This window comes from Aeromicrobium massiliense JC14 (assembly GCF_000312105.1).
GTDB lineage: Bacteria > Actinomycetota > Actinomycetes > Propionibacteriales > Nocardioidaceae > Aeromicrobium > Aeromicrobium massiliense.
The window spans coordinates 536,557-557,222 of sequence record NZ_HE978636.1; the positions used below are offsets into that span (position 1 = coordinate 536,557).

Annotated in this window: 18 protein-coding genes; 7 read left to right on the plus strand and 11 right to left on the minus strand. The window is 72.9% G+C overall.

Features of this window, described 5'->3' with window-relative positions; translation table 11 throughout:
• The first annotated feature begins 132 nt into the window (after positions 1-132).
• Both HGAM_RS17395 and HGAM_RS02795 read left to right on the plus strand, forming a co-directional pair.
• The gene (locus HGAM_RS17395) at positions 133-3,168 is read left to right on the plus strand and encodes an amidase family protein (RefSeq protein ID WP_019143946.1); all 3,036 of its coding nucleotides are present in this window, start codon (positions 133-135) and stop codon (positions 3,166-3,168) included.
• Between the two features lie 158 nt (positions 3,169-3,326).
• Positions 3,327-3,917 carry a hypothetical protein gene (locus HGAM_RS02795; RefSeq protein WP_019143947.1) on the plus strand — a complete coding sequence of 197 codons (591 nt, stop codon included), beginning with the start codon at positions 3,327-3,329 and terminating at the stop codon, positions 3,915-3,917.
• 59 nt (positions 3,918-3,976) lie between these two features.
• On the opposite strand, the gene HGAM_RS02800 is transcribed toward HGAM_RS02795, so the two are convergent.
• Both HGAM_RS02800 and HGAM_RS02805 read right to left on the minus strand, forming a co-directional pair.
• A complete protein-coding gene (locus HGAM_RS02800; protein WP_019143948.1) occupies positions 3,977-4,342 on the minus strand; it encodes a hypothetical protein in 366 nt (121 codons plus the stop codon).
• A 39-nt stretch (positions 4,343-4,381) separates the two neighbouring features.
• Entirely contained in the window at positions 4,382-5,242 is an 861-nt protein-coding gene (locus tag HGAM_RS02805; protein WP_019143949.1) for an aldose 1-epimerase family protein, read from the minus strand.
• Positions 5,243-5,431: 189 nt separating this feature from the next.
• On the opposite strand from HGAM_RS02805, the gene HGAM_RS02810 reads away from it, so the two are divergent.
• The 3 genes from HGAM_RS02810 (at position 5,432) to HGAM_RS02820 (ending at position 8,566) form a co-directional block, all read left to right on the plus strand.
• Entirely contained in the window at positions 5,432-5,872 is a 441-nt protein-coding gene (locus HGAM_RS02810; RefSeq protein ID WP_019143950.1) for a YciI family protein, read from the plus strand.
• 4 nt (positions 5,873-5,876) lie between these two features.
• Positions 5,877-7,109, plus strand: coding sequence for an RNA polymerase sigma factor (locus HGAM_RS02815; RefSeq protein WP_019143951.1), 1,233 nt, complete (start codon positions 5,877-5,879; stop codon positions 7,107-7,109).
• 119 nt (positions 7,110-7,228) lie between these two features.
• Positions 7,229-8,566 carry an HNH endonuclease signature motif containing protein gene (locus tag HGAM_RS02820; RefSeq protein ID WP_172636414.1) on the plus strand — a complete coding sequence of 446 codons (1,338 nt, stop codon included), beginning with the start codon at positions 7,229-7,231 and terminating at the stop codon, positions 8,564-8,566.
• Here the strand turns inward: HGAM_RS02820 and HGAM_RS02825 are convergent.
• From HGAM_RS02825 to HGAM_RS02845, 5 genes are read right to left on the minus strand one after another with little or no spacing between them, the layout of a single operon-like run.
• Positions 8,563-9,081 (minus strand): hypothetical protein, encoded by a 519-nt coding sequence (locus HGAM_RS02825; protein ID WP_019143953.1) that lies wholly within the window; start codon positions 9,079-9,081, stop codon positions 8,563-8,565. The genes HGAM_RS02820 and HGAM_RS02825 overlap by 4 nt on opposite strands.
• Before the next feature lie 2 nt (positions 9,082-9,083).
• On the minus strand, positions 9,084-9,650 hold the full coding sequence (locus HGAM_RS02830) for an MOSC domain-containing protein (RefSeq protein WP_019143954.1): 567 nt from the start codon (positions 9,648-9,650) through the stop codon (positions 9,084-9,086).
• Positions 9,651-9,660: 10 nt separating this feature from the next.
• Positions 9,661-10,503, minus strand: a complete 843-nt coding sequence (locus HGAM_RS02835; protein ID WP_019143955.1) for an ABC transporter ATP-binding protein — start codon at positions 10,501-10,503, stop codon at positions 9,661-9,663.
• Positions 10,500-11,567 carry a FecCD family ABC transporter permease gene (locus HGAM_RS02840; protein WP_019143956.1) on the minus strand — a complete coding sequence of 356 codons (1,068 nt, stop codon included), beginning with the start codon at positions 11,565-11,567 and terminating at the stop codon, positions 10,500-10,502. The genes HGAM_RS02835 and HGAM_RS02840 overlap by 4 nt, the downstream gene beginning before the upstream one ends.
• A complete protein-coding gene (locus HGAM_RS02845; RefSeq protein ID WP_019143957.1) occupies positions 11,564-12,637 on the minus strand; it encodes a FecCD family ABC transporter permease in 1,074 nt (357 codons plus the stop codon). The genes HGAM_RS02840 and HGAM_RS02845 overlap by 4 nt, the downstream gene beginning before the upstream one ends.
• A 112-nt stretch (positions 12,638-12,749) precedes the next feature.
• Between HGAM_RS02845 and HGAM_RS02850 the strand changes: the two genes are divergently transcribed.
• Positions 12,750-13,022 carry a DUF1905 domain-containing protein gene (locus tag HGAM_RS02850; protein WP_019143958.1) on the plus strand — a complete coding sequence of 91 codons (273 nt, stop codon included), beginning with the start codon at positions 12,750-12,752 and terminating at the stop codon, positions 13,020-13,022.
• A 63-nt stretch (positions 13,023-13,085) separates the two neighbouring features.
• On the opposite strand, the gene HGAM_RS02855 is transcribed toward HGAM_RS02850, so the two are convergent.
• Positions 13,086-15,281 carry a 3-hydroxyacyl-CoA dehydrogenase NAD-binding domain-containing protein gene (locus HGAM_RS02855; protein ID WP_019143959.1) on the minus strand — a complete coding sequence of 732 codons (2,196 nt, stop codon included), beginning with the start codon at positions 15,279-15,281 and terminating at the stop codon, positions 13,086-13,088.
• A 37-nt stretch (positions 15,282-15,318) separates the two neighbouring features.
• Positions 15,319-16,533 (minus strand): acetyl-CoA C-acetyltransferase, encoded by a 1,215-nt coding sequence (locus tag HGAM_RS02860; protein ID WP_019143960.1) that lies wholly within the window; start codon positions 16,531-16,533, stop codon positions 15,319-15,321.
• Between the two features lie 175 nt (positions 16,534-16,708).
• Here HGAM_RS02860 and HGAM_RS02865 point away from each other — a divergent pair, with 175 nt between their 5' ends.
• Positions 16,709-17,443, plus strand: coding sequence for a MerR family transcriptional regulator (locus tag HGAM_RS02865; protein ID WP_019143961.1), 735 nt, complete (start codon positions 16,709-16,711; stop codon positions 17,441-17,443).
• A gap of 4 nt (positions 17,444-17,447) precedes the next feature.
• Here HGAM_RS02865 and HGAM_RS02870 read toward each other — a convergent pair whose 3' ends face one another.
• Together HGAM_RS02870 and HGAM_RS02875 are read right to left on the minus strand one after the other, a co-directional pair.
• The gene (locus tag HGAM_RS02870; protein WP_019143962.1) at positions 17,448-18,161 is read right to left on the minus strand and encodes a response regulator transcription factor; all 714 of its coding nucleotides are present in this window, start codon (positions 18,159-18,161) and stop codon (positions 17,448-17,450) included.
• Positions 18,158-20,665: a DUF4118 domain-containing protein gene (locus HGAM_RS02875; protein ID WP_019143963.1), complete on the minus strand. Its 2,508-nt coding sequence runs from the start codon at positions 20,663-20,665 to the stop codon at positions 18,158-18,160. The genes HGAM_RS02870 and HGAM_RS02875 overlap by 4 nt, the downstream gene beginning before the upstream one ends.
• Between the last annotated feature and the right edge of the window lies 1 nt (position 20,666).

Genomic DNA, 20,666 nt, shown 5'->3' on the forward strand with positions numbered 1-20,666 from the left:
GCCGAAACACGACCGTCGCGGGAGGCGGGCAAACGTAACGGGCGCGCAACCGGCGCCGTCCCGTCGCGACACAGCGGCTGCCTAGAAACGGGGGCGACGCAGTTCTCCCCCGACGAAAGGCCCCGTCCCTCCATGCCCTCCCCCACTCGTGGACGCCGTGCCGTCCGCCTCGTCGCCGTCCCGGCGGCCGCGGCGGTCGGGCTGGGCGCCCTCACCGCACCGCCCGCCTCGGCGCTCACCAGCGTGACCACCACCGACGGCGCGGTCGTCCAGATCAACGACGCCCGCCGTCCCGGACTCGACACCGGCTCCATCCGCAACGTGTCGGACTCCCGGATGGAGGGCTTCGGCAACGTGTTCGTCCGGGTCGAGCAGACGCCCGCCCCGCGCATGAACGACCAGATGATGCGCGGCTTCGGCCTCTCCGCCACCGGTGGCGGCGCGTACCGCTCGACCAAGGCGGTGCGCCTGGGCGACGTGCTCATGACCCGCGCCGTGCGCGTGGCCGCGACCGGCACCACGAGCTTCTTCGACACCTTCACCAACACGTCGACCAAGCCGGTGACGTTGAAGGTCTCGTTCGGCGGCTCGCTCGGCTCGGGCTACGCGCCCGCCGCGACGCCGACGCCCAGCCCGAACAAGGCGACGGTCGCCACGACCAGCGACGGGGACGCGGACGTGGAGGCCTCCGACACCTGGATCACGGCGACCACGCCGGGCAACACGCGTCCGACCGGCGTCGTCGTCGGGTCGGGCGTGAGCGCCCTGGGCGACCAGCAGGCCGACCCGTTCGCGACGGCGTACTCGCCCACCGGCAGCCGCTCCAACGACCTCGGCTTCGTCCGTGAGCTGACCGTCGACCCCGGCGCCACCGAGTCGCTGGCGCAGTTCGTGGTCGTCGGCGCCCGCAGCGGCGCGGCCCAGCTGGCCACCGACACCGCCGCCCTGGCCGCGGCGCCCGACCTGTCGGGCCTGACCCTCGACGAGATCTGCACCCTGCAGAACTGGGACCTCAGCACCTACACGGCCGCGTGCGCCGGCGCCGAGCCGCTGCGCATCCCCGCCGCCGAGGCGGACGTCGCCGCGACCACCTCGGTCGCCTACGACGTCACGGGCAAGACGATCGCCCAGCTGCAGGCCGACATGACGGCCGGCAAGGTCACCTCGGTGCAGGTCACCAAGGCGTACCTGGACCGCATCGAGGCCTACGACTCCGGCGCGCTCGGCTTCCACTCCTTCATCACGGTGGCCAAGGACGCCGTCGCCCAGGCATTGAAGGCCGACCAGGCCCGCAAGGCCGGCCGCAAGGGCTCGCTGCTCGGCGTCCCGGTCGCGCTCAAGGACCTCTACGACACCAAGGACATGCCCACGTCCGGCGGCACCCTCGCGCTGAAGGACTGGCAGCCCGGCAAGGACGCGTGGCAGGTCGCCAAGCTGCGTGAGGCCGGCGCGGTCATCATCGGCAAGACGAACCTGTCCGAGTTCGCCAACTCCGGCTCGTTCAGCGAGAGCGGCTTCGAGCAGACCTGGAACGCGCTGTACCCGTCGAAGACGTCGTTCGGCTCCAGCGGCGGCTCGGCCGTCGCCGTGGGCGCGGACCTGGCGCCGGCCGCCATGGGCACCCAGACCGGCGTCTCGCTGTACGCGCCGTCGACCGGCGCCGGCCTGTCGTCGTTCCGCGGCACGGACGGCCTGACCAGCACCAACGGCGTCATGCCGCTGACCTGGGCCACCGACTACGCGGGTCCGATCGCCAAGTCGGTCACCGACCTGGCGGCGCTGCTCGACGCCACCGCGACGCAGAAGACCGGCAACGACCCGGCCGACCTGCTGACCTCGCGCGTCGACAACACCAAGCGTCCGGTCGAGTGGGGCTCGTCGCTGTCGAAGGACGCGCTGCGCGGCAAGGTCGTCGGCTACGTGCCGACGGCGTTCTCCTCCACCGTCGTCACCGACGACGACGCCGGCCAGCAGGCGCTGGCCGACGCCAAGGCCGCGGTCGAGGCGGCCGGTGGCACGCTCGTCCCGCTGCCCCAGGGGTCGCCGGCCGCGCCGACGAACCCGCCCGCGAGCGGCTTCCCGACGTCCGGCAGCGCCGGCGCGGAGGGCTGGGAGCGCTACATCGCCGAGGAGCGTCCCGCGACGTTCCCGTACACGACCAAGCAGCTGATGGAGAGCCCGCAGAACCTGCCGTACAACGTCTCGTCGAACTACACGGCGCAGCCGATGGACGACACGAGCGTGACGAACCTGCTGGCCCGGCGCGACGCCTACAAGCAGAACGCCGCGGCCTGGATGGACACCGCCTTCGGCCAGCCGGTCGACGCCGTGGTCTACCCCGGCTTCCTGACGAGCGTGGGCAACAACGACGCCGCCTCGGCGATCTTCAGCTCCGACCGTGCGTCGGGCGTCATCACCCAGGGCATCGGCCTGCCGACGGTCATCCTGCCCATCGGCCAGAACGCCGAGGGCCAGTCCAACAACGTCCAGCTCGTCGGACGCGCCTGGACCGACGCCCAGGTGCTCGGCATGGGCTACGCGCTGGAGCAGCAGGCCGACGCCCACGTGCGCACCGGCTTCGCCCCGGCGCTGAGGTGGAGCGGCCCGGCCGCCTCGGTGACGTCGGTGCGGCTCGGCCGCACGGCGACCACCTACGGCACGGCGGCCACGGCGGCCGTGACGGTCACGTCCGACCCGGCCGCCACCGGCACCGTGTCGGTGGCCGTCGCCGGACGCACCATCAAGGGCGCGCTCAAGGCCGGGCGGGCGACGGTGACGCTGCCCAAGGACGTCCCGGTCGGCACGCACGTCGTGACGGCGTCCTACGCCGGCTCGGCGACGGTCGCCAAGAGCTCGGCCACGACGACGCTCAAGGTGGCCAAGGCGGCCCCGTCGGTGTCGGCGAAGCTGGCCAAGTCGTCCATCCGCAAGAAGCAGAACGGCGTGCTGCGGGTGACCGTCCCGAGCCTGCTGCCGGCCGGGGCGACGGCCCTGGTCTACGACGGGTCGAAGGTGCTGCGCACCGTCACCCTGCGCAAGGGCACGACCGTGGTGAAGCTGCCGCGGCTCAAGCCCGGCCGGCACAAGATCCGCGTGCAGGTGCTCGCCGGCAGCGACTACCGGGCCGCGTGGAGCAGGACCCGGGTGCTGAAGGTCGCCAAGCGCTGACCTGACCGGCACGGCGGCGCCGCGGACCCCTCGGGGACCGCGGCGCCGTCGTCGTCCAGGCCAGGGCCATGGCCGACAGCCCGACGCGCCGCAGGTTTCCGCCTCGCGGCCGCGCCGGGTTACCGTCGTGCGGACGTCCACTACTTCGGGGGAAACACATGCGTCTCATCACCGGGCTGGTCACCACCGCCCTCGCCGTCGGCACCGTCCTGGGCACCTCGACGGCCGCCCAGGCCCAGCAGAGCACGATCAAGGACAAGCGCGCCGACGTGCTGCGCTTCGACTCGATCGAGTCCGACTCCTACACCCGCCTGGACTCGGCGGCCAGCAAGAAGTCCGGCGTCGACGCCAAGAGCGTCCGCTTCGACCACGGCCGCAAGAACGTCACCATCACGGTGAGGTTCTCGCGGCTGAAGTCCGGCTCGACGATCTACGCCGAGTTCGTCCGCGCCGGCAAGAAGAAGCCGTCGTTCGAGCTCTACGGCTACGACAAGCAGGGCGGCGACGTCTACAACGCCCGCGACAAGAAGGTCTGCAACGCCAAGGTCCGCACCAGCAACGGCAAGAACGGCACCATCAGGGCCACCGTCCGCCGCTCGTGCCTGGGCAACCCGGCCAAGCTGCGCATCTCGGTCGGCGTGCTGCGCCTGTCGGGCGGCAGCGCCGAGAGCCCCGGCTACTCGATGGACGTGCTGTCGTCCAAGAAGGTGCTGACGCCCGAGCGCAGCCGCCTGCTCAAGAGCAGCTGAACCCGCCCGCTCCACGACGCCGGACCCGTTCGCGGGTCCGGCGTCGTCGCGTCCGGAGGTCAGTAGCGCTGCAGGACGAGCCGGTCGTCGTCCACGACGAGCCGCCAGGGTCGCTCGGCGCCGACGGCCGAGGAGTACTCGCCCTCGTCGTTCAGCGCCTCGCGCACGTCGCGCGCCTCGTCGAGCGAGACGGTGACGCCACGCTCCTGCAGGGCGCCGCGGAGCCGGTCGACGTCGCGGGACTCCTCCACCCAGCCGACGACGACGGACAGCAGGGCGACCGCCACGCCGCCGAGGCCGAGCAGCAGCGCCGGACGCCGGGCGTCGCGGACGAGCCACAGCCCGAGCGCGACGACGACCAGCACCGCGCCGAGTCCGGCGCCCAGCAGCGTGCCCGAGCCGTCCTGCAGCAGGTCGGTGCCCATGCGTGCCCCTTCGGTCAGGTGGCCGACGCTACCTCGCGGTCAGCCCAGCAGGCTGGCGCTGACCGTGTAGGTGCGGGCCTCGCCGGGCGGCAGGTGGTCGAGGTCGTCGCGGGTGGTCAGCTCGACGTCCTCGGGCCGGGCCGGCAGGCCGCGCCAGGTCTCGAGGCAGACGAACTCGCCGCCGTCGCGCATCCACAGCGTCACGCCGGTGAAGCCGGTCCAGTCCAGGCGGACGCCGCGGCCGGACGGCGCGCGGTAGGTCAGGCCGGTGCTGGCGACGTCGGGCATGATCACCGCGCCCTCGTCGAACAGCCGCTCGCTCAGCCGCAGCTCGGTGCCCTCGACGACGGAGTCGAAGAGCTCGGGACGCAGCAGGTTGTCCTCGACCCGGCGGAACGGCGCGGGCTCGGGACGGTCGAACTCGACGACGTGGTCCTCGCGCTCGCCGTCCAGCGGCCACACGAACGCCGGGTGCCAGCCCAACGCGTACGGCAGCGGACGCTCGTCGCGGTTCTCCACGACGTACGTGGTGGTCAGCGTGCGTCCGCGCAGCTCGTGGGTGACGTGCAGGCCGAACGCGTAGGGGTAGTGCGCGCGCGTCTCGTCGCTGTCGCGCAGGCCGAGCACCACGCGGTCGGCCGACAGGTCAAGCACGTCGAAGTCGCTCTCGCGGGTGAACCCGTGCTGGCGCATCGGGTACGCCGTGCCGTCGACGACGGCCTGGTCGTCCGGGACCCGGCAGATGACCGGGAACAGGATCGGCGCGGTGCGTCGCCATGCCTCGCCCGCCTGCCACAGGTGCTCGCGCCCCTCCGCGTCCTGCCAGGAACGGGGCTCGGCACCACGCACGTTCACCTGGAGCGTCGACTCCGGCGTGCGCAGGGTCAGTCGGTCGGACACGGATTCCTCCTCGGACGGGGGCGGGGGTCCGTCCAGCCTAGGAGCGGCGCACCGGGGTCGCACCCGGCGCCGGCGTGACGGCCGACACCGTCCTGGAAAAACTTTCCACGCTGATGTCGATCCGCGCCGACCCCGTCCGACGACATAGTGAGAGGCCGAGAAGCGGCCCCGCGAACCAGGAGACACATCATGGCCAAGTACATGCTCATCATGCGCAACAGCGGCTCGGTCGAGATGCCCGAGGACATGGACTTCGAGCAGATCATCAACGACATGGGCGCCTACAACGAGTCGATGATGAAGGCCGGCGTGCTGCTCGGCGGCGAGGGACTCTCCGACGCGTCCGAGGGCGCGGTCGTCGAGTTCACCGGCGAGGCGCCGGTCGTCACCGACGGGCCCTACGGCGAAACCCACGAGCTGTTCAACGGGTTCTGGACGCTGCAGGTGTCCACCCGCGAGGAGGCGGTCGAGTGGGCCAAGCGTGCCCCGCTCGGCGCCGGCAACAAGATGGAGGTCCGCCGCATCACCGACGAGGCCGACTTCGAGGACTACGCCGACAACGAGTACGTCCAGAAGGAGAAGGAGTGGCGTCGTGAGCTGGGCACCGACGCCGACACCGCGTCGGCCTGAGCCGATGAGCCAGGACGTCCACCGCGTCGTCGACGCCGTCTGGCGGATCGAGGGTGCGCGCATCGTCGCCACCCTCGCCCGCGTCACGGGCGACGTCGGCCTCGCGGAGGACGTGGCCCACGAGGCGCTGGTCGAGGCCCTCGAGCAGTGGCCCACGGCCGGCGTCCCGCAGAGCCCGGGCGCGTGGCTGACCACGGTCGCCCGGCGGCGCGCGGTGGACGTGTTCCGCCGCCGCTCCGTGCAGGACGACCGGTACCGGCGGCTCGCGCTGGAGCTCGACGAGACGTCCGAGACGCAGTGGGAGCCGGTCGAGGACGACGTGCTGCGGCTCGTGCTGACCGCCTGTCACCCGGTGCTGTCGCGCGAGTCGCAGATCGCGCTCACGCTGCGGGTCGTCAGCGGCCTGTCGACCCAGGAGGTCGCCCGGCTGCTGCTCGTGCCGGTGCCGACGGTGCAGGCGCGCATCACCCGGGCGAAGAAGACGCTCGCTGCGGCCAAGGTGCCGTTCGAGTCCCCGGAGCCGGCGCAGTGGCCCGAGCGGCTCGCCGCGGTGCTGGGCGTCGTCTACCTCGTCTTCACCGAGGGGTACGCGGCCACGGCCGGCGACCGCTGGATCCGCACCGAGCTCGCCGGCGAGGCGCTCCGGCTCGGTCGCGTGCTGACCGGGCTCGTCCCGCAGGAGCAGGAGGCGCACGCGCTGCTGGCGCTCATGGAGCTGCAGGCGTCGCGGTTCGCGGCCCGGGTGGCGCCCGACGGCACGCCGGTGCTGCTGGCCGACCAGGACCGGTCGCGCTGGGACCGGGCCGCCATCGCCCGCGGACGCGCGTCGCTGGCGCGCGCGGACGCACTGGGACGCGGCCGCGGCTCGTACGCGCTGCAGGCGGCGATCGCCCAGTGCCACGCCGTCGCCCCCAGCGTCGCCGAGACCGACTGGGACGAGATCGTCGTCCTCTACGAGGCGCTGGGCCGGCTCGCCCCGAACCCGGTGGTCGAGCTCAACCGCGCGGTCGCGGTGTCGATGGCGTCCGGTCCCGAGGCCGGGCTGGCCGTGGTGGACTCCCTCGCCGACGCCCCCGGGCTGCGCGGCTCGCACCTGCTGCCGAGCGTCCGCGGGGAGCTGCTGGCCCGGCTCGGCCGGGTCGACGAGGCCCGCTCCGAGCTCGTGACCGCCGCCGCCCTCGCCGGCAACGAGCGCCAGCGCGCCGTGCTCGAGGCCAAGGCCGCAGAGCTGCGCTGAGGGTCAGTCGCTCCTCGGGCTGGTCGAGAGGAGCCTGTGGACCGCGCCGTTCCTGTCGGTGCCAGCACCTACGATGAGAACATCAGTTCGACTCGGGGGTCGTCATGGTCGCAGTACTCGTGGACACGTCGTCCGTCGACACGCGCCTGGCCGCGCTCGAGGCCGAGCTGGACGCGCTGAGCGCCGAGTCGCTGCTCGACCAGACTCCCGAGCAGGCCCGGCGCACCGCCGAGCGGCTGCAACGCCTGCAGGCCCGGCTGAGCGCGAAGGTCGCCGCCGCCGTCCGGGCGGTGGACGCGCTGGTGCCGGTGGGTCTTGGCGGGTCCACCGGCACGGCCGACCTGCTGGCGCGCGACTTCGGCCACGACCGCACGGCCGCCGGACGGCAGGTGCGGTTCGCGCAGGCGCTCGGCCAGAAGTCGGCCACCGAGCAGGCGCTGGCCGACGGCGCGATCACCGAGGCCGGCGCCGCCCTCATCGTGAACACGCTGCGGAAGGTGCCCGACGAGCACCAGGAGCGGTGCGAGCGGACGTTGATCCGCGACGCCCAGCGGTTGAGCGCGAAGGATCTCTCGCGCCGGGCTCGCCGGATCGCGGACGTCTACGCGTCCAAGCCCGAGGTCGACCGGATCGAGGACGCGTCGCTCGAGGCCCAGGAGCGTCGGGCGTGGGAGCGCACCGAGCTCTGGATGGCCGACAACCGCGACGGCACGTGGCGCGGTGGGTTCGTCCTGCCCGACCTGCAGGCCGAGCTGCTCCGCACGATGCTCGACGCGTTCACCGCACCGAGGCAGGGGGCCTCCCGTCTCGACAAGCTCACCGACCGGACTGCCCCGGAGCCGTCCCCGTTCCCTGAGCCTGTCGAAGGGACGCACCACCAGCGGCAGGGCCACGCGTTCGCCCACCTGGTCGAGAGGATGCCGGTCGACGGGCTGCCGCAGTCCGGCACCACGGCGGCCACGCTCGTGGTGACGATGGAGCTCGACGACCTGCGCGACGGGCTCGCGGCCTCCACGCTCGCCACCGGAACCCGGCTCTCGGCGGGAGAGACCCGGCGGCTGGCCTGCAGCGCGGACGTCATCCCCGCGGTGCTGAGCGGCGACAGCGTCCCGCTCGACCTGGGACGGTCGAGACGGTTGTTCTCCAAGCACCAGAAGACCGCACTCGGACTGAGAGACCTGGGGTGCGTGGCACCTGGTTGCGACAGGCCACCGGCCTGGTCCGAGGTCCATCACCCGATCCCCTGGTCGGCCGGCGGCGCGACCGACCTCGACAACGCCGTCATGCTCTGTCCCCGACATCACCACCAGGCCCACCAGCAGGGCTGGCAGTTCCGTCGCGACCGACGCGGCCACGTCCAGACCCGCGGACCGGACGGGCGGTGGCGCGACGACGGACGGTGGCGCCCTTCGACAGGCTCAGGAACCGACCCTTCGACAGGCTCAGGGGCCGCCTAGGACGTGTGGGTGACGACCATGGCGACCGTCGCTCCGACGACGACCACTGCCGACAGCGAGCGCACGGGGAGGCACGGCAGCCTGGTGCCGGCGAGCAGCACCAGCGCGACCACGACGAACGTCCCGAAGCCGGCCAGCCCTGCGTCCATGACCGCGTCCGCCCACCCGCGCGTGGTGGCGACCTCGATCAGACGCTCGCGGTCGGCCGACGCACCCGCGCGGCGGCCGGGAACGCCCAGGAGCAGCAGAGGAAGGAACGCCAGCGCGAGCGCGAGCGGCGCCCAGCGCCGCCATCCCGACCACAGCGCCGCAGCGAACCCGGCCAGCACGAGGGCGCTCGGCAGCAGCGTCAGCAGCCCGGCGACGACCGCCGGCCACGGCAGCACCGCGTGGTAGATCTCGGCCACCCGGTCCTTGTTCATGCCGATCAGCACGAGCGCGGCGACCACGACGGACAGCGCCAGCAGCGCCGGCCACAGGCGGACGTCCCGACGCTCCTCCGACCGGCCGGCCACCCTCAGACCACGTGCAGCGGCTCGTGCGGCAGAGCGGGCAGCTCGACGGCCACTGCGTCTCCGGGACGGACGACGCCGCCGGTCAGCACGACGCTCATGACGCCGGCCCGGTGCACGACCGCCCCCTGCTCGTCGCGGTCGACGACCGCCTTGAGCAGCCCGGTGCGGAACCGCTCGATCTGGACGCAGGGCTTGCGCAGGCCGGTGACCTGCAGGACCGCCTCGTCGCCGACCCGCAGCAGCGCGCCCGTCGGCAGGTCGAGCAGCCGGACGCCGCGGGTCGTCAGGTTCTCGCCCAGGTCGCCGGGCTTCACGTCGAAGCCCTGCACGGCCAGCTCGTCGAGCAGCTCGGCGTGGATCAGGTGCACCTGGCGCAGGTTCGGCCGAGCCGGGTCGCGGCGCGCGTCGAAGACGTGCTGGACGGTGGTGCCGGCGTGCGCGTCGCCCTCGACACCGACGCCGGCGACGAGCCGCGCCTCGAAGGCGTTGGTCTTGCTGAACGTGTGGCGCGCGGAGACCGAGACGGCGTCGACGAGGCCGGAGGCGAGCAGGTCGGGCGCGTCGTTCACGGACGCGACTCTACGGCGCGTCCACGGCTCCCGGAGCCGAACCGACCAGGCGTCCCGCGTGGTGGCGCCCACGCGGCACGATCATCGGCGTGCCGCTGACCGGGTCCGGCACGACCTCGCACGGCAGGCCGAACACCTCGCTGACCAGCGCCGCGTCGACGACGTCCACCGGCGCGCCCTCGGCCACGATGCGGCCGGCCTTCATCGCGATGATGTGGTCGGCGTAGCGGCAGGCCAGGTTGAGGTCGTGCAGCACGAGCACGACCGTGGTGCCCTCGGCCCGGTTGAGGTCGGTGAGCAGGTCGAGCAGCTCGACCTGGTGGTTGATGTCGAGGTAGGTCGTCGGCTCGTCGAGCAGCAGCAGGTCGGTCTCCTGGGCCAGGGCCATCGCGATCCAGACCCGCTGGCGCTGGCCGCCCGAGAGGTCCTGCACGCGACGGTCGACCAGGTCGGCGGTGCCCGTCGCCTCCAGCGCGGCCGCGACGGCGCGATCGTCGTCGGCCGTCCAGCGGCGGAAGAAGCCCTGGTGCGGGTAGCGGCCGCGACCGACCAGGTCGCCGACGGTGATGCCGTCGGGGGCCAGCGGCGTCTGCGGCAGCAGCCCGAGCACCTGCGCGACGTCCTTGCTGGCCATCTCGTGCACCGACTCGCCGTCGAGCAGCACGCGACCGGACTCGGGCTTGAGCAGCCGGGCCAGCCCGCGCAGCAGCGTGGACTTGCCACACGCGTTCGCGCCGACGATGACGGTGATGGCGCCGTCGGGCAGCTCGACGTCGAGCTGGTCGACGACGGTGCGGTCGTCGTAGGCCAGGCTCAGGCCCTCGGCCCGCAGCGAGTGGGGGGTGCGCGTCATCCGCCCCGTCCTTCCCGGTTGACGCTGGCCAGCAGCCAGATGAGGTACGGCGCGCCCAGCAGACCGGTCACGACGCCCGCGGGCAACGGCGTGGGCAACAGGTTCTGGGCGACGAGGTCGGCGCCGAGCAGCACGATCGCGCCGACGCAGCCCGCGGCGAGCAGGCCGCCGGACGACGCCGGACCGAGCACGCGGTGGGCGATCGGGCCGGCGACGAGGGCGACGAACAGCAGCGGCCCGGTGACCGCGACGGCCACGGCGGTCAGCGCGACCGACACCGCGAGCAGCACCAGGCGCGAGCGCTCGACCCGGACGCCGAGCGCCTTGGCAGCGTCGTCGCCGAGCTCGAGCGTGGCCAGCGAGCGCGACAGCACGAGCGCGAGCGGCAGCAGCACCACGAGCGTCACCCACAGGACGGCGAGCTCGGTGTCCCCCGCGCGGCCGACCGACCCGACCAGCCAGGTCATCGCCTCGCGCGCCTCGAACACGTCGGCGCGGGCGACGACGTAGCTGATGAGCGAGGTGCACAGCTGCTGCACGCCGATGCCGATGAGGATGAAGCGGTAGCCGCTGATGGCGCCGCGGAACGCCAGGACGTACACGATCACGGCGGTCACGACCGCGCCCACGAGGGCGGACGCCGACACCGCCAGGCCGGCCCCGCCGCCGAGCAGGATCATCGAGACCGCGAACAGGCTGGCGCCGGACGAGACGCCGACGAAGTCCGGCGAGGCGAGCGGGTTGCCGAGCAGGCGCTGGAAGATCGTGCCCGCGAACCCGAGCGCGAGCCCGGTGCCGAGCGCGGCCGCCGCGACCGGGAGCCGCAGGTCACGGACTACGAAGTCCGCGCCCGGGTCGTCGCCGAGGCCGAGCAGCGACGCGACCACCTGCACCGGCCCGATCGCGTAGTCGCCGACCATCATCGTCAGCACGAACAGGGCCCCGGCGACGGCGGCGAGGACGCCGGTGACGACGGTGCCGCGGCGCCGGCGGGCCCGGCGGACGCTGCCGACGGCGTCGACGTGGACGTCCGCGGGCGGCTGCACCAGCTCGACGGCGGTCACAGCCGCACCGCGTCCCGGTAGCGGACGAGCGCCACGAAGACCGGGGCGCCGATGACGCCGAGGACGACGCCGACCTGCAGCTCGCCGCGGTCGAGCACGAGCCGTCCGGCGATGTCGGCGGCGAGCAGCACGAGTGGAGCCAGGAAGACCGAGTAGGCCAGGATCCAGCGGTAGTCGGGGCCGCAGATCATCCGCGCGACGTGCGGGACGATGAGCCCGACGAAGGTGATGGGGCCGCAGGCGGCGACCGCCGCGCCGCACAGCACGGCGACCGCGACGAACACGACCGAACGGGTCAGCACGATGCGCTGGCCGAGGGCCCGCGCCACGTCGTCCCCGAGAGCCAGGCCGTTCAGGGCACGTCCGGCGCCCAGCGCCACGACCACGCCGACGACGATGAACGGGACGGTCTGCCAGAACACGGACGCGTAGCGGCCGGCCAGGGCGCCGACCTGCCAGAAGCGCAGCGTGTTGAGCGCCTCGACGTTGGTCAGCACGATCGCGGACGTCAGCGAGCTCAGCAGGGCGGTGACCGCGGCGCCGGCGAGCGCCAGCTTCACCGGGGTGGCGCCCTCGCGGCCGAACGAGGCGACGCCGTAGACCGCGAACGTCGCCACGGCCGCGCCGGCCATGCCCAGCCAGACCGTCTGCGCCGGCGCGCTGATGCCCAGCACCATGACGCCCAGGACGACGCAGGCGGCGGCGCCGGCGTTGATGCCCATGATCCCGGGGTCGGCGAGCGGGTTGCGGGTGACGCCCTGCAGCAGCGCGCCGCTCAGGCCGAGCGCGGCACCGACGGCCAGGCCGAGGGCGGTGCGCGGCACGCGCATCTCCAGCAGCGTCGCCTTGTCGGCCGCGGCGGCGTCACCGCCCAGGAAGACGTCGCGCACCAGGCCGAGCTCGATGTCGCGGCTGCCCAGCGCCAGGCTCATGACGCAGACGACCAGCAGGCCCAGCACGACCACGACGAGGCCGGCGACGAGCAGCGGGGCGCTGCGGTGCCGCGGCGCCGTCTCGACCGGTCCGGTCGCGGCGGTCCCGGCTCGGGACGGCACGGCGGTACGGGGCACGGGCGGGTCTCTCGGTCGGACGGATCTAGCCAGATCAGCCTAACTTAGGCTCGGCTAACCGAAGGAGCGAGTGTGACCCAGCCCGCCCTGCCCCTCCCCTAGCCTGCTCCCCATGAGCGCACCCCGGACGAGCTTCCGCACCACCATCGGCGTCGAGGTCAAGGGCGACACCTGGAGCTGCGTCGAGATCCCGGGCTCGGCCGAGCTGTTCGGCACCGGCCGAACCGTGCGGGTCGACGCCACGGTCGACGACGTCCGGCTCGAGGACGTCGGCGCGATGCCGACCGGCACCGGCGGCCACATGGTGTCGCTGAGCGCGAAGGTCCGCAAGGCCCTGGGCAAGGACGTCGGCGACACCGTCGACGTCACGATCACCGGGCGCTAGGCCCGGACGCGCCGAGGCCCGCCAGACGGTGTCCGGCGGGCCTCGCTCACGTCAGGCGACGACTCAGAACTTCTCGTTCTTCGCGGCCTTCTCCAGCAGCAGCGCCGGCGGGTTGAAGCGCTCGCCGTACGTCTTGGCCAGCTCCTGCGCGCGCTCGACGAACGCCTGCACGCCGATGCTGCCGTCGGCAGCCTCGTAGCCGTTGATGTGCTGGATGACGCCACCGTGCAGCGCCGGGAAGCCGATGCCGAAGATCGAGCCGATGTTGGCGTCGGCGGTCGTGCGGAGCACGCCCTCCTCGAAGCACTTCACCGTCTCCAGCGCCATGATGAACGTCAGGCGCTCCTTCATGTCGACCAGCGACGGCTGGGTCTCGGCCGTCGGGTACTTCTCGGTCAGGCCCGACCACAGGCCGGTGCGCTTGCCGTCGGTGTACTCGTAGAAGCCCGCGCCCTTGAGCTTGCCCGAGCGGCCCTGCTCGATCATGTAGTCGATGACCTGCTCGGCCGGGGACGCGTCCCACGTGCCACCGGCGGCCTCGACCGCGGCGATGGACTCCTTGCGGATCTTGACCATGAGCTCGAGGTTCAGCTCGTCGGACAGCTGCAGCACCGGGGCCGGGAAGCCCGCCTGCGTCGTGGCGCGCTCGATGCGGACCGGGTGCACGCCCTCGGTCAGCATGGAGATGCCCTCGTTGACGAACGTGCCGATGACGCGGCTGGTGAAGAAGCCCTGGCTGTCGTTGACGACGATCGGGATCTTCTTGATCTGCTGCGTGTAGTCGATCGCGCGGGCCAGGGCCTCGTCCGACGTCTTCTCGCCGGCGATGATCTCGACCAGCATCATCTTGTCGACCGGGCTGAAGAAGTGGATGCCGATGAAGTCCTCGGGACGCTGCACGCCCTCGGCCAGCTTGGTGATCGGCAGCGTGGACGTGTTGGAGCCCAGCAGGGCGTCCGACTTCACGATCGGCTCGAGCTCGCCGAAGACCGACTTCTTCAGGTCGACGGACTCGAAGACGGCCTCGACGACGAGGTCGCAGCCCTCCAGGTCGGCGTAGTCGGCGGTGGGCGTGATGCGGCCCAGCACCTCGTCGCGCTTCTCCTGCGTGATGCGGCCTCGCTCGAGCGCCTTGTCGAGCAGCTTCTCGCTGTAGTTCTTGCCCTTCTCGGCGGCCTCGATCTTGACGTCCTTGAGCACGACCTCGATGCCGGCCTGGGCCGAGACGTACGCAATGCCGGCGCCCATCATGCCCGCGCCGATGACCGCGACCTTCTCGACCTTGCGCTTCTCGACGCCCTCGGGGCGCGAGCCACCGGCGTTGATGGCGTTGAGGTCGAAGAAGAACGCCTGCGTCATGTTCTTGAACTGCTGACCGACGAGCAGCTCGACCAGGTAGCGCGACTCGATGCGGCTGGCGGTGTCGAAGTCGACGGCCGCGCCCTCGACGACGGCCGACAGGATCGCCTTCGGCGCCTTCATGTCCGCACCCTTGAGCTGCTTGCGCAGCATCGCGGGCAGGGCCGGCAGGTTCGCGGCGAGCGCGGGGGTCTTCGGGGTGCCACCGGGCATCTTGTAGCCCTTGCGGTCCCACGGCTGCGACGCGGCGTCGGCGTTGCCGGCGTTCGCCTCGATCCAGGCCTTGGCGGCCGGGACGAGCTGGTCGGCGGACTCGACGACCTCGTCGATCAGGCCGATCTTGAGCGCCTTGGCCGGCTTCATGCGCGGGCCCTGCAGCAGGACGTTGAGCAGCGCGTCCTGGATGCCGAACATGCGGACGGTGCGGGTGACGCCGCCGCCGCCGGGCAGCAGGCCGAGGGTGACCTCGGGCAGGCCGATCTCGTAGCGTCCCTCGACCGCGACGCGGTGGTGGGCCGCCAGCGCGATCTCCAGGCCGCCGCCGAGGGCGGCGCCGTTGATGGCCGCGACGACGGGCTTGCCGATCGTCTCGAGCTTGCGCAGCGTGGCCTTGATGCGCTCGACGTTGTCGAACAGCGCCGGGGCGTCGTCCTTCGTGGCCTGGGTCATGAGCTTGAGGTCGCCACCGGCGAAGAAGGTCTTCTTCGCCGAGGTGATGACGACGCCCTGGATCGAGTCGGCGTCGGCGGCGATGTCCGCGGCGAGGGCGTCGACGGCCTTCTCCATGGACTCGACGTACGCCTGGTTCATCGTGTTGGCGCTCTGGCTCGGGTCGTCGAGCACCAGGGTGGCGATCGCGCCGTCCTTCTCGTAGCGGACGGCCTCGGTGGTGGTGGTCATGTCGGTGGGTACTCCTGAGGTGAGAGGGGTCCGCGGATCAGATGCGCTCGACGACGGTGGCGATGCCCATGCCGCCGCCGATGCACAGCGTGGCCAGGCCGTAGCGGCCCTCACGACGCTCGAGCTCGTCGACCAGGGTGCCGAGGATCATCGCGCCGGTGGCGCCCAGCGGGTGGCCCATCGCGATGGCGCCGCCGTTGACGTTGGTGCGGTCGGCCGGGAAGTCGCCCAGGTCGCGCATGAGCTTGAGCGCGACGGCGGCGAACGCCTCGTTGATCTCGACCAGGTCGAGGTCGTCGGGGGTGAGGCCGGCCTTCTTGAGCGCCTTGTGGCTGGCCGGGCCGGGGCCCGTCAGCATGATCGTGGGCTCGGAGCCGACGACCGCGGTCGAGACGATGCGGGCGCGCGGGGTGAGGCCGTGACGGTCACCGGCGGCCTCGGAGCCGATCAGCACGATGCCCGCGCCGTCGACGATGCCCGAGCTGTTGCCCGCGTGGTGGACGTGGTTGATGCGCTCGACCTCGGTGTACTTCTCGAGGGCGACGTCGTCGAAGCCGGCGAACGAGCCGAGGTCCTTGAACGACGGCTTGAGGCCGGCGAGGCTCTCGGCGGTGGTGCCCTCGCGCACGAACTCGTCGTGGTCGAGGATCGTCAGGCCGTTGGGGTCGACGACCGGGATGACCGAGTTCTTGAAGTAGCCGTTGGCGATGGCCTTGGCGGCGCGGGCCTGCGACTCGGCGGCGAACGCGTCGACGTCGTCACGGCTGTAGCCCTCGATGGTGGCGATCAGGTCGGCGCTGATGCCCTGCGGCACGAAGTCGGCCTGCAGCGCGGTGCGCGGGTCCATGGCCCACGGTCCGCCGTCCGAGCCCATCGGCACGCGGCTCATGGACTCGACGCCACCGGCGACGATGAGGTCCTCCCAGCCCGAGCGCACGCGCGCGGCGGCCTGGTTGACCGCCTCCAGGCCCGAGGCGCAGAAGCGGTTGAGCTGGACGCCGGGGACGTCGTAGGGCAGGCCGGCCGCGAGCGCGGCGGTCTTGGCGATGTCGGCGCCCTGGTCGCCGATCGGCGACACGCAGCCCAGGATCACGTCCTCGATCTGGGCGGGGTCCAGGTTGGGGTTGCGCTTCTGGATCTCCTCGAGCAGACCGGTCACGAGGGTGACCGGCTTGACCTCGTGCAGCGATCCGGTCTTCTTGCCGCGACCGCGCGGCGTGCGGATCGCGTCGTAGATGAAGGCGTCGGTCATGGGGTGGGTCCTCCCAGCGGAAATGTCCAAGCATGTAAGCGCTTGCTTACTGCGCTCCCGTCATTGTGACACCAGAACTGTCAGAACGGTAGGGCGCCCCGGTGACATGACCCACATCATCATCGCGGTGGCCGGGGGGCGGGGTCGCGCGCGGCCGGCGACCTATCCTTCCCCCATGAGCGCCGCACCCACGGAGACTCCCGAGTCGGCCGACACCCTGAGCATCGAGCAGCTGGCCAGCCGCGTCGGCATGAGCGTGCGCACGGTGCGCTTCTACGCCGGCCGCGGGCTCATCCCGCCGCCGCGCCGCGAGGGGCGCAACGGCTACTACGGGCCCGACCACCTGGTGCGGCTCGAGCTCGTCCGCGAGCTGCAGGCGCACGGCTTCACCCTGGCCGCGATCGAGGGCTACCTCGAGAACCTGCCGGGCGACGCGAGCCCGGAGCGGGTCGCGCTGCAGCGCACGCTGCTGGCCCCGTGGACGCCGACCAAGCCCGAGACCCTGCCCAGGGCCGAGCTCGAGCAGCGGGCCGGGCGCGCGCTCAGCGACGACGACCTCGAGCTGCTCGTCGCGCTCGGCGTCGTCGACCCCACCCCCACCGAGGACGTCTTCGAGGTGGCCCCCGCCCACCTCGGCCTGGGCATGTCGCTCATCGACATCGGCCTGCCGATCGAGGCCGCGGACGCCGCCCGGCGCGTGTTCGCCGAGCACGGCCGCGCGATGGCGCACGAGATCGACGAGGTCTTCCGCGTCCACGTGTGGCCGCACCTGAAGGAGTCGCACGAGTCGCCGGCGCAGATCCGCGCCATCGTCGAGCGGTTCAAGCCACTCACCATCCAGGCGCTGGTCAACTCCTACGCGCAGGCGATCGACGAGACCAAGCGCGCCAGCGTCCACCGCCGCACCTGACTGCCTAGGGCTCGAGGGTGTAGCCGAGGCCGGGTGACGTGATCAGGTGCCGCGGGTGGGCCGGGTCGGCCTCGAGCTTGCGGCGCAGCTGCGCGGCGTAGACCCGCAGGTAGTGGCCCTCGTGCAGGTAGGCCGGGCCCCACACCTCGCGCAGGATCCGGTCGCGCGGCACGAGCGTGCCCAGGTTGCGGGCCAGCAGCTCCAGGAACGCCCACTCGGTCGGCGTGAGCCGGACGTCCTCGCCGGCGCGGGCGACGCGCTTGCGGGCGAGGTCGACGACCAAGTCGCCCACCACCACCTCGGCGACCTGCGGCGCGCCGGCGTCCTGGGCCCGGCGCACGGCGGCGCGCAGCCGGGCCATCAGCTCGTTCATCGCGAACGGCTTGGTCACGTAGTCGTCGGCCCCGAGGTCGAGCGCCTCGACCTTGTCCTCGCCGTGCTGGCGCGCCGACAGCACGACGATCGGGACGTTCGTCCAGCCGCGCAGGCCGGCAATGACCTCGGTGCCGTCGAGGTCGGGCAGGCCGAGGTCGAGCACGACGACGTCCGGGGAGCCGGTCGCCGCGGCGTCGAGCGCGGACCGCCCGTCCGGCACGGTGACGACCTCCCAGCCGTGGGCGCGCAGGTTGATCGCGAGCGCCCGGGCCAGGGCCGGCTCGTCCTCGACCACCAGCACCTTGCCGCTCGTGGTCCGCTCGGTCGCGGCGTGCTCGCTCACGGGGTCTCCTCGTCGCGGCCGGCCCGCGGCAGGGCCAGCACCATCGTCAGCCCGCCGCCGGGGGTGTCCTCGGCGGTGAGGGTCGCCTCGAGCGCGTCCGCCAGCCCGCGAGCGACGGCCAGGCCGAGGCCGAGGCCCTCGCCGCTGCTGTCGTCCAGCCGCTGGAACGGCTCGAACATCCGGTCGCGGACGTCGGCGGGCACGCCCGGGCCGCGGTCGACGACGTGCACCTCGACCGTCTCCGGCAGGACGTGCGCCGCGACCCGGACGGGGGCACCGCGGCCGTGGCGCACGGCGTTGGAGACCAGGTTGGCCACGACGCGGGTGAGCAGACCGCCGTCGGTGCGCACGAACGGCACCGACTCGTCCAGCAGCAGCTCAACCGCCCCCGGCGCGTGGCCGGACACCGCCACCGGCAGCACCTCCTCGAGGCTGCGTGGACGCAGCACCGGATGGAGCGAGCCGGCCTCGACCCGCGACAGGTCGAGCAGGTCGTCGATGAGCTGCTCGAGCCGGCTGGTCGACTCGGCCACGGCGGCGACGAGCTCGGCGCGCTCGTCGGGGGCGAGCGCGTCGGACGCGAGGCCGTCGACGGCGGTGCGGGTGATGGCCAGCGGGGTGCGCAGGTCGTGCGAGACGGCCCGCAGCAGCGCGGTGCTCGTGGCCTCGGCCCGCTCCAGGGCGGCCGCCCGGTCACCACGCTCGCGCAGCCGCCGGTACTCGAGCACCAGGCTGGTCTGCACGGCGAACGCCTCCAGGACGCGGCGGTCACCGGCCCGCAGCGGGCTGCCGTGCAGGACGATCGCGTGCCGGTCGTCCACGTCGACGGTCGTCTCGCCGTCCTCGGGGCGCTCCGGCGGACGTCCGCCGGTGCCGGCCACGACGCGCCAGCTGCCGCCGTCGCGCACCAGCAGCGACGCCGACTCCTGGCCGAACGTCTCGCGGACACGCTCGACGACGGCCTCGGCGGTGTCCTGGCCGGTCAGCACCGAGCGCGACAGGGCGGTCATGGTGGCGGCCTCGGTGCGCGCCCGGACGGCGTCCGCGGCCCGGCGCGAGGCGCGGTCGACGACGGACGCGACGCCGACGGCCACCGCGACGAACACGACGAGGGCCAGGACGTTCGTCGGCTCGGAGATCGTCAGCTCGCGCACCGGCGGGGTGAAGAACCAGTTGAGCAGCACGAACCCGCTGAGCGCGGCCACCAGCGAGGGCAGCAGACCCCCCACCAGCGCGACGAGCACCGTGGCGCCGAGGAACAGCAGCACGTCCAGCGGCAGCTGCTCGCTGCTGTGCTCGACGCCGCGCAGCGCGAGGGTCAGCACGACCGGGAGCAGCAGTCCGAGAGCGAGCCCGATCACCTGCCGGCGTCGGCCCAGGGACGACGGACGGCGCCGGCGCCCGGCCAGGCGCGGCCGCTCGTCGTGAGTAACCAGGTGGACGTCCACCGACCCGGCCAACGAGGCCACCCGTTCGCCGGTGGTGCCGGTGAACAGGCGGCGCAGCCGGCCGTGGCTGGACGTGCCGACGACGATCATCGTGGCGTTGGCGCCGACGGCGAAGTCGACCACGGCGCTGGCCGGCTCCTCCCCCACGACCGAGTGGAAGGTGGCGCCGAGCGACGCGGTGAGCTGCTGCAGCCGGGCGATGCGGGCCGAGTCCTGCCCGGCCAGCCCGTCCTCGACGATGACGTGCACGGCGAGCAGCTCACCGGCCGCCGACCGCTGGGCGAGCCGGGCACCGCGGCGCAGGAGGCTCTCGCTCTCCGGCCCGCCGGTGACCGCGACGACGATGCGTTCCTTGGCCGGCCACGGCGCGTCGATGCGGTGCGCCCGGCGGTAGTCGTCGAGCGCGTCGTCCACCCGGTCGGCCAGCCACAGCAGCGCCAGCTCGCGCAGGGCGGTGAGGTTGCCGACGCGGAAGTACGACGACAGCGACGCGTCCACCTGCTCGGGCCGGTAGACGTTGCCGTGCGCGAGCCGGCGGCGCAGCGCCTCGGGCGCCATGTCGACGAGCTGGATCTGGTCGGCCTGCCGCACCACCGGATCCGGCACCGTCTCGCGCTGCCGCACGCCGGTGATGCGCTCCACCGCGTCGTTGAGCGACTCCAGGTGCTGGACGTTGATCGTCGTGATGACGTCGATGCCCGCGGCGCGGATCTGCTCGACGTCGTCCACCCGCTTGGCGTGGGCGCTGCCCGGCACGTTGGTGTGCGCCAGCTCGTCGACGCAGACCACGGCCGGACGACGGGCGATGATCGCCTCGGTGTCCATCTCGGTGAAGGTGGCGCCGCCGTGGTGGACGACCTTGCGCGGCACGACCTCCAGGCCCTCGAGCCGGGCCTCGGTGTGGGCGCGCCCGTGGGTCTCGACGAGGCCGACGACCACGTCGGTGCCGCGGTCGAGCCGGCGGCGCGCCTCGTCCAGCATCGCGAAGGTCTTGCCGACCCCCGGTGCCGCACCCAGGTAGACGGTCAGCCGACCGCGACGCACCGTCGTCTCCACG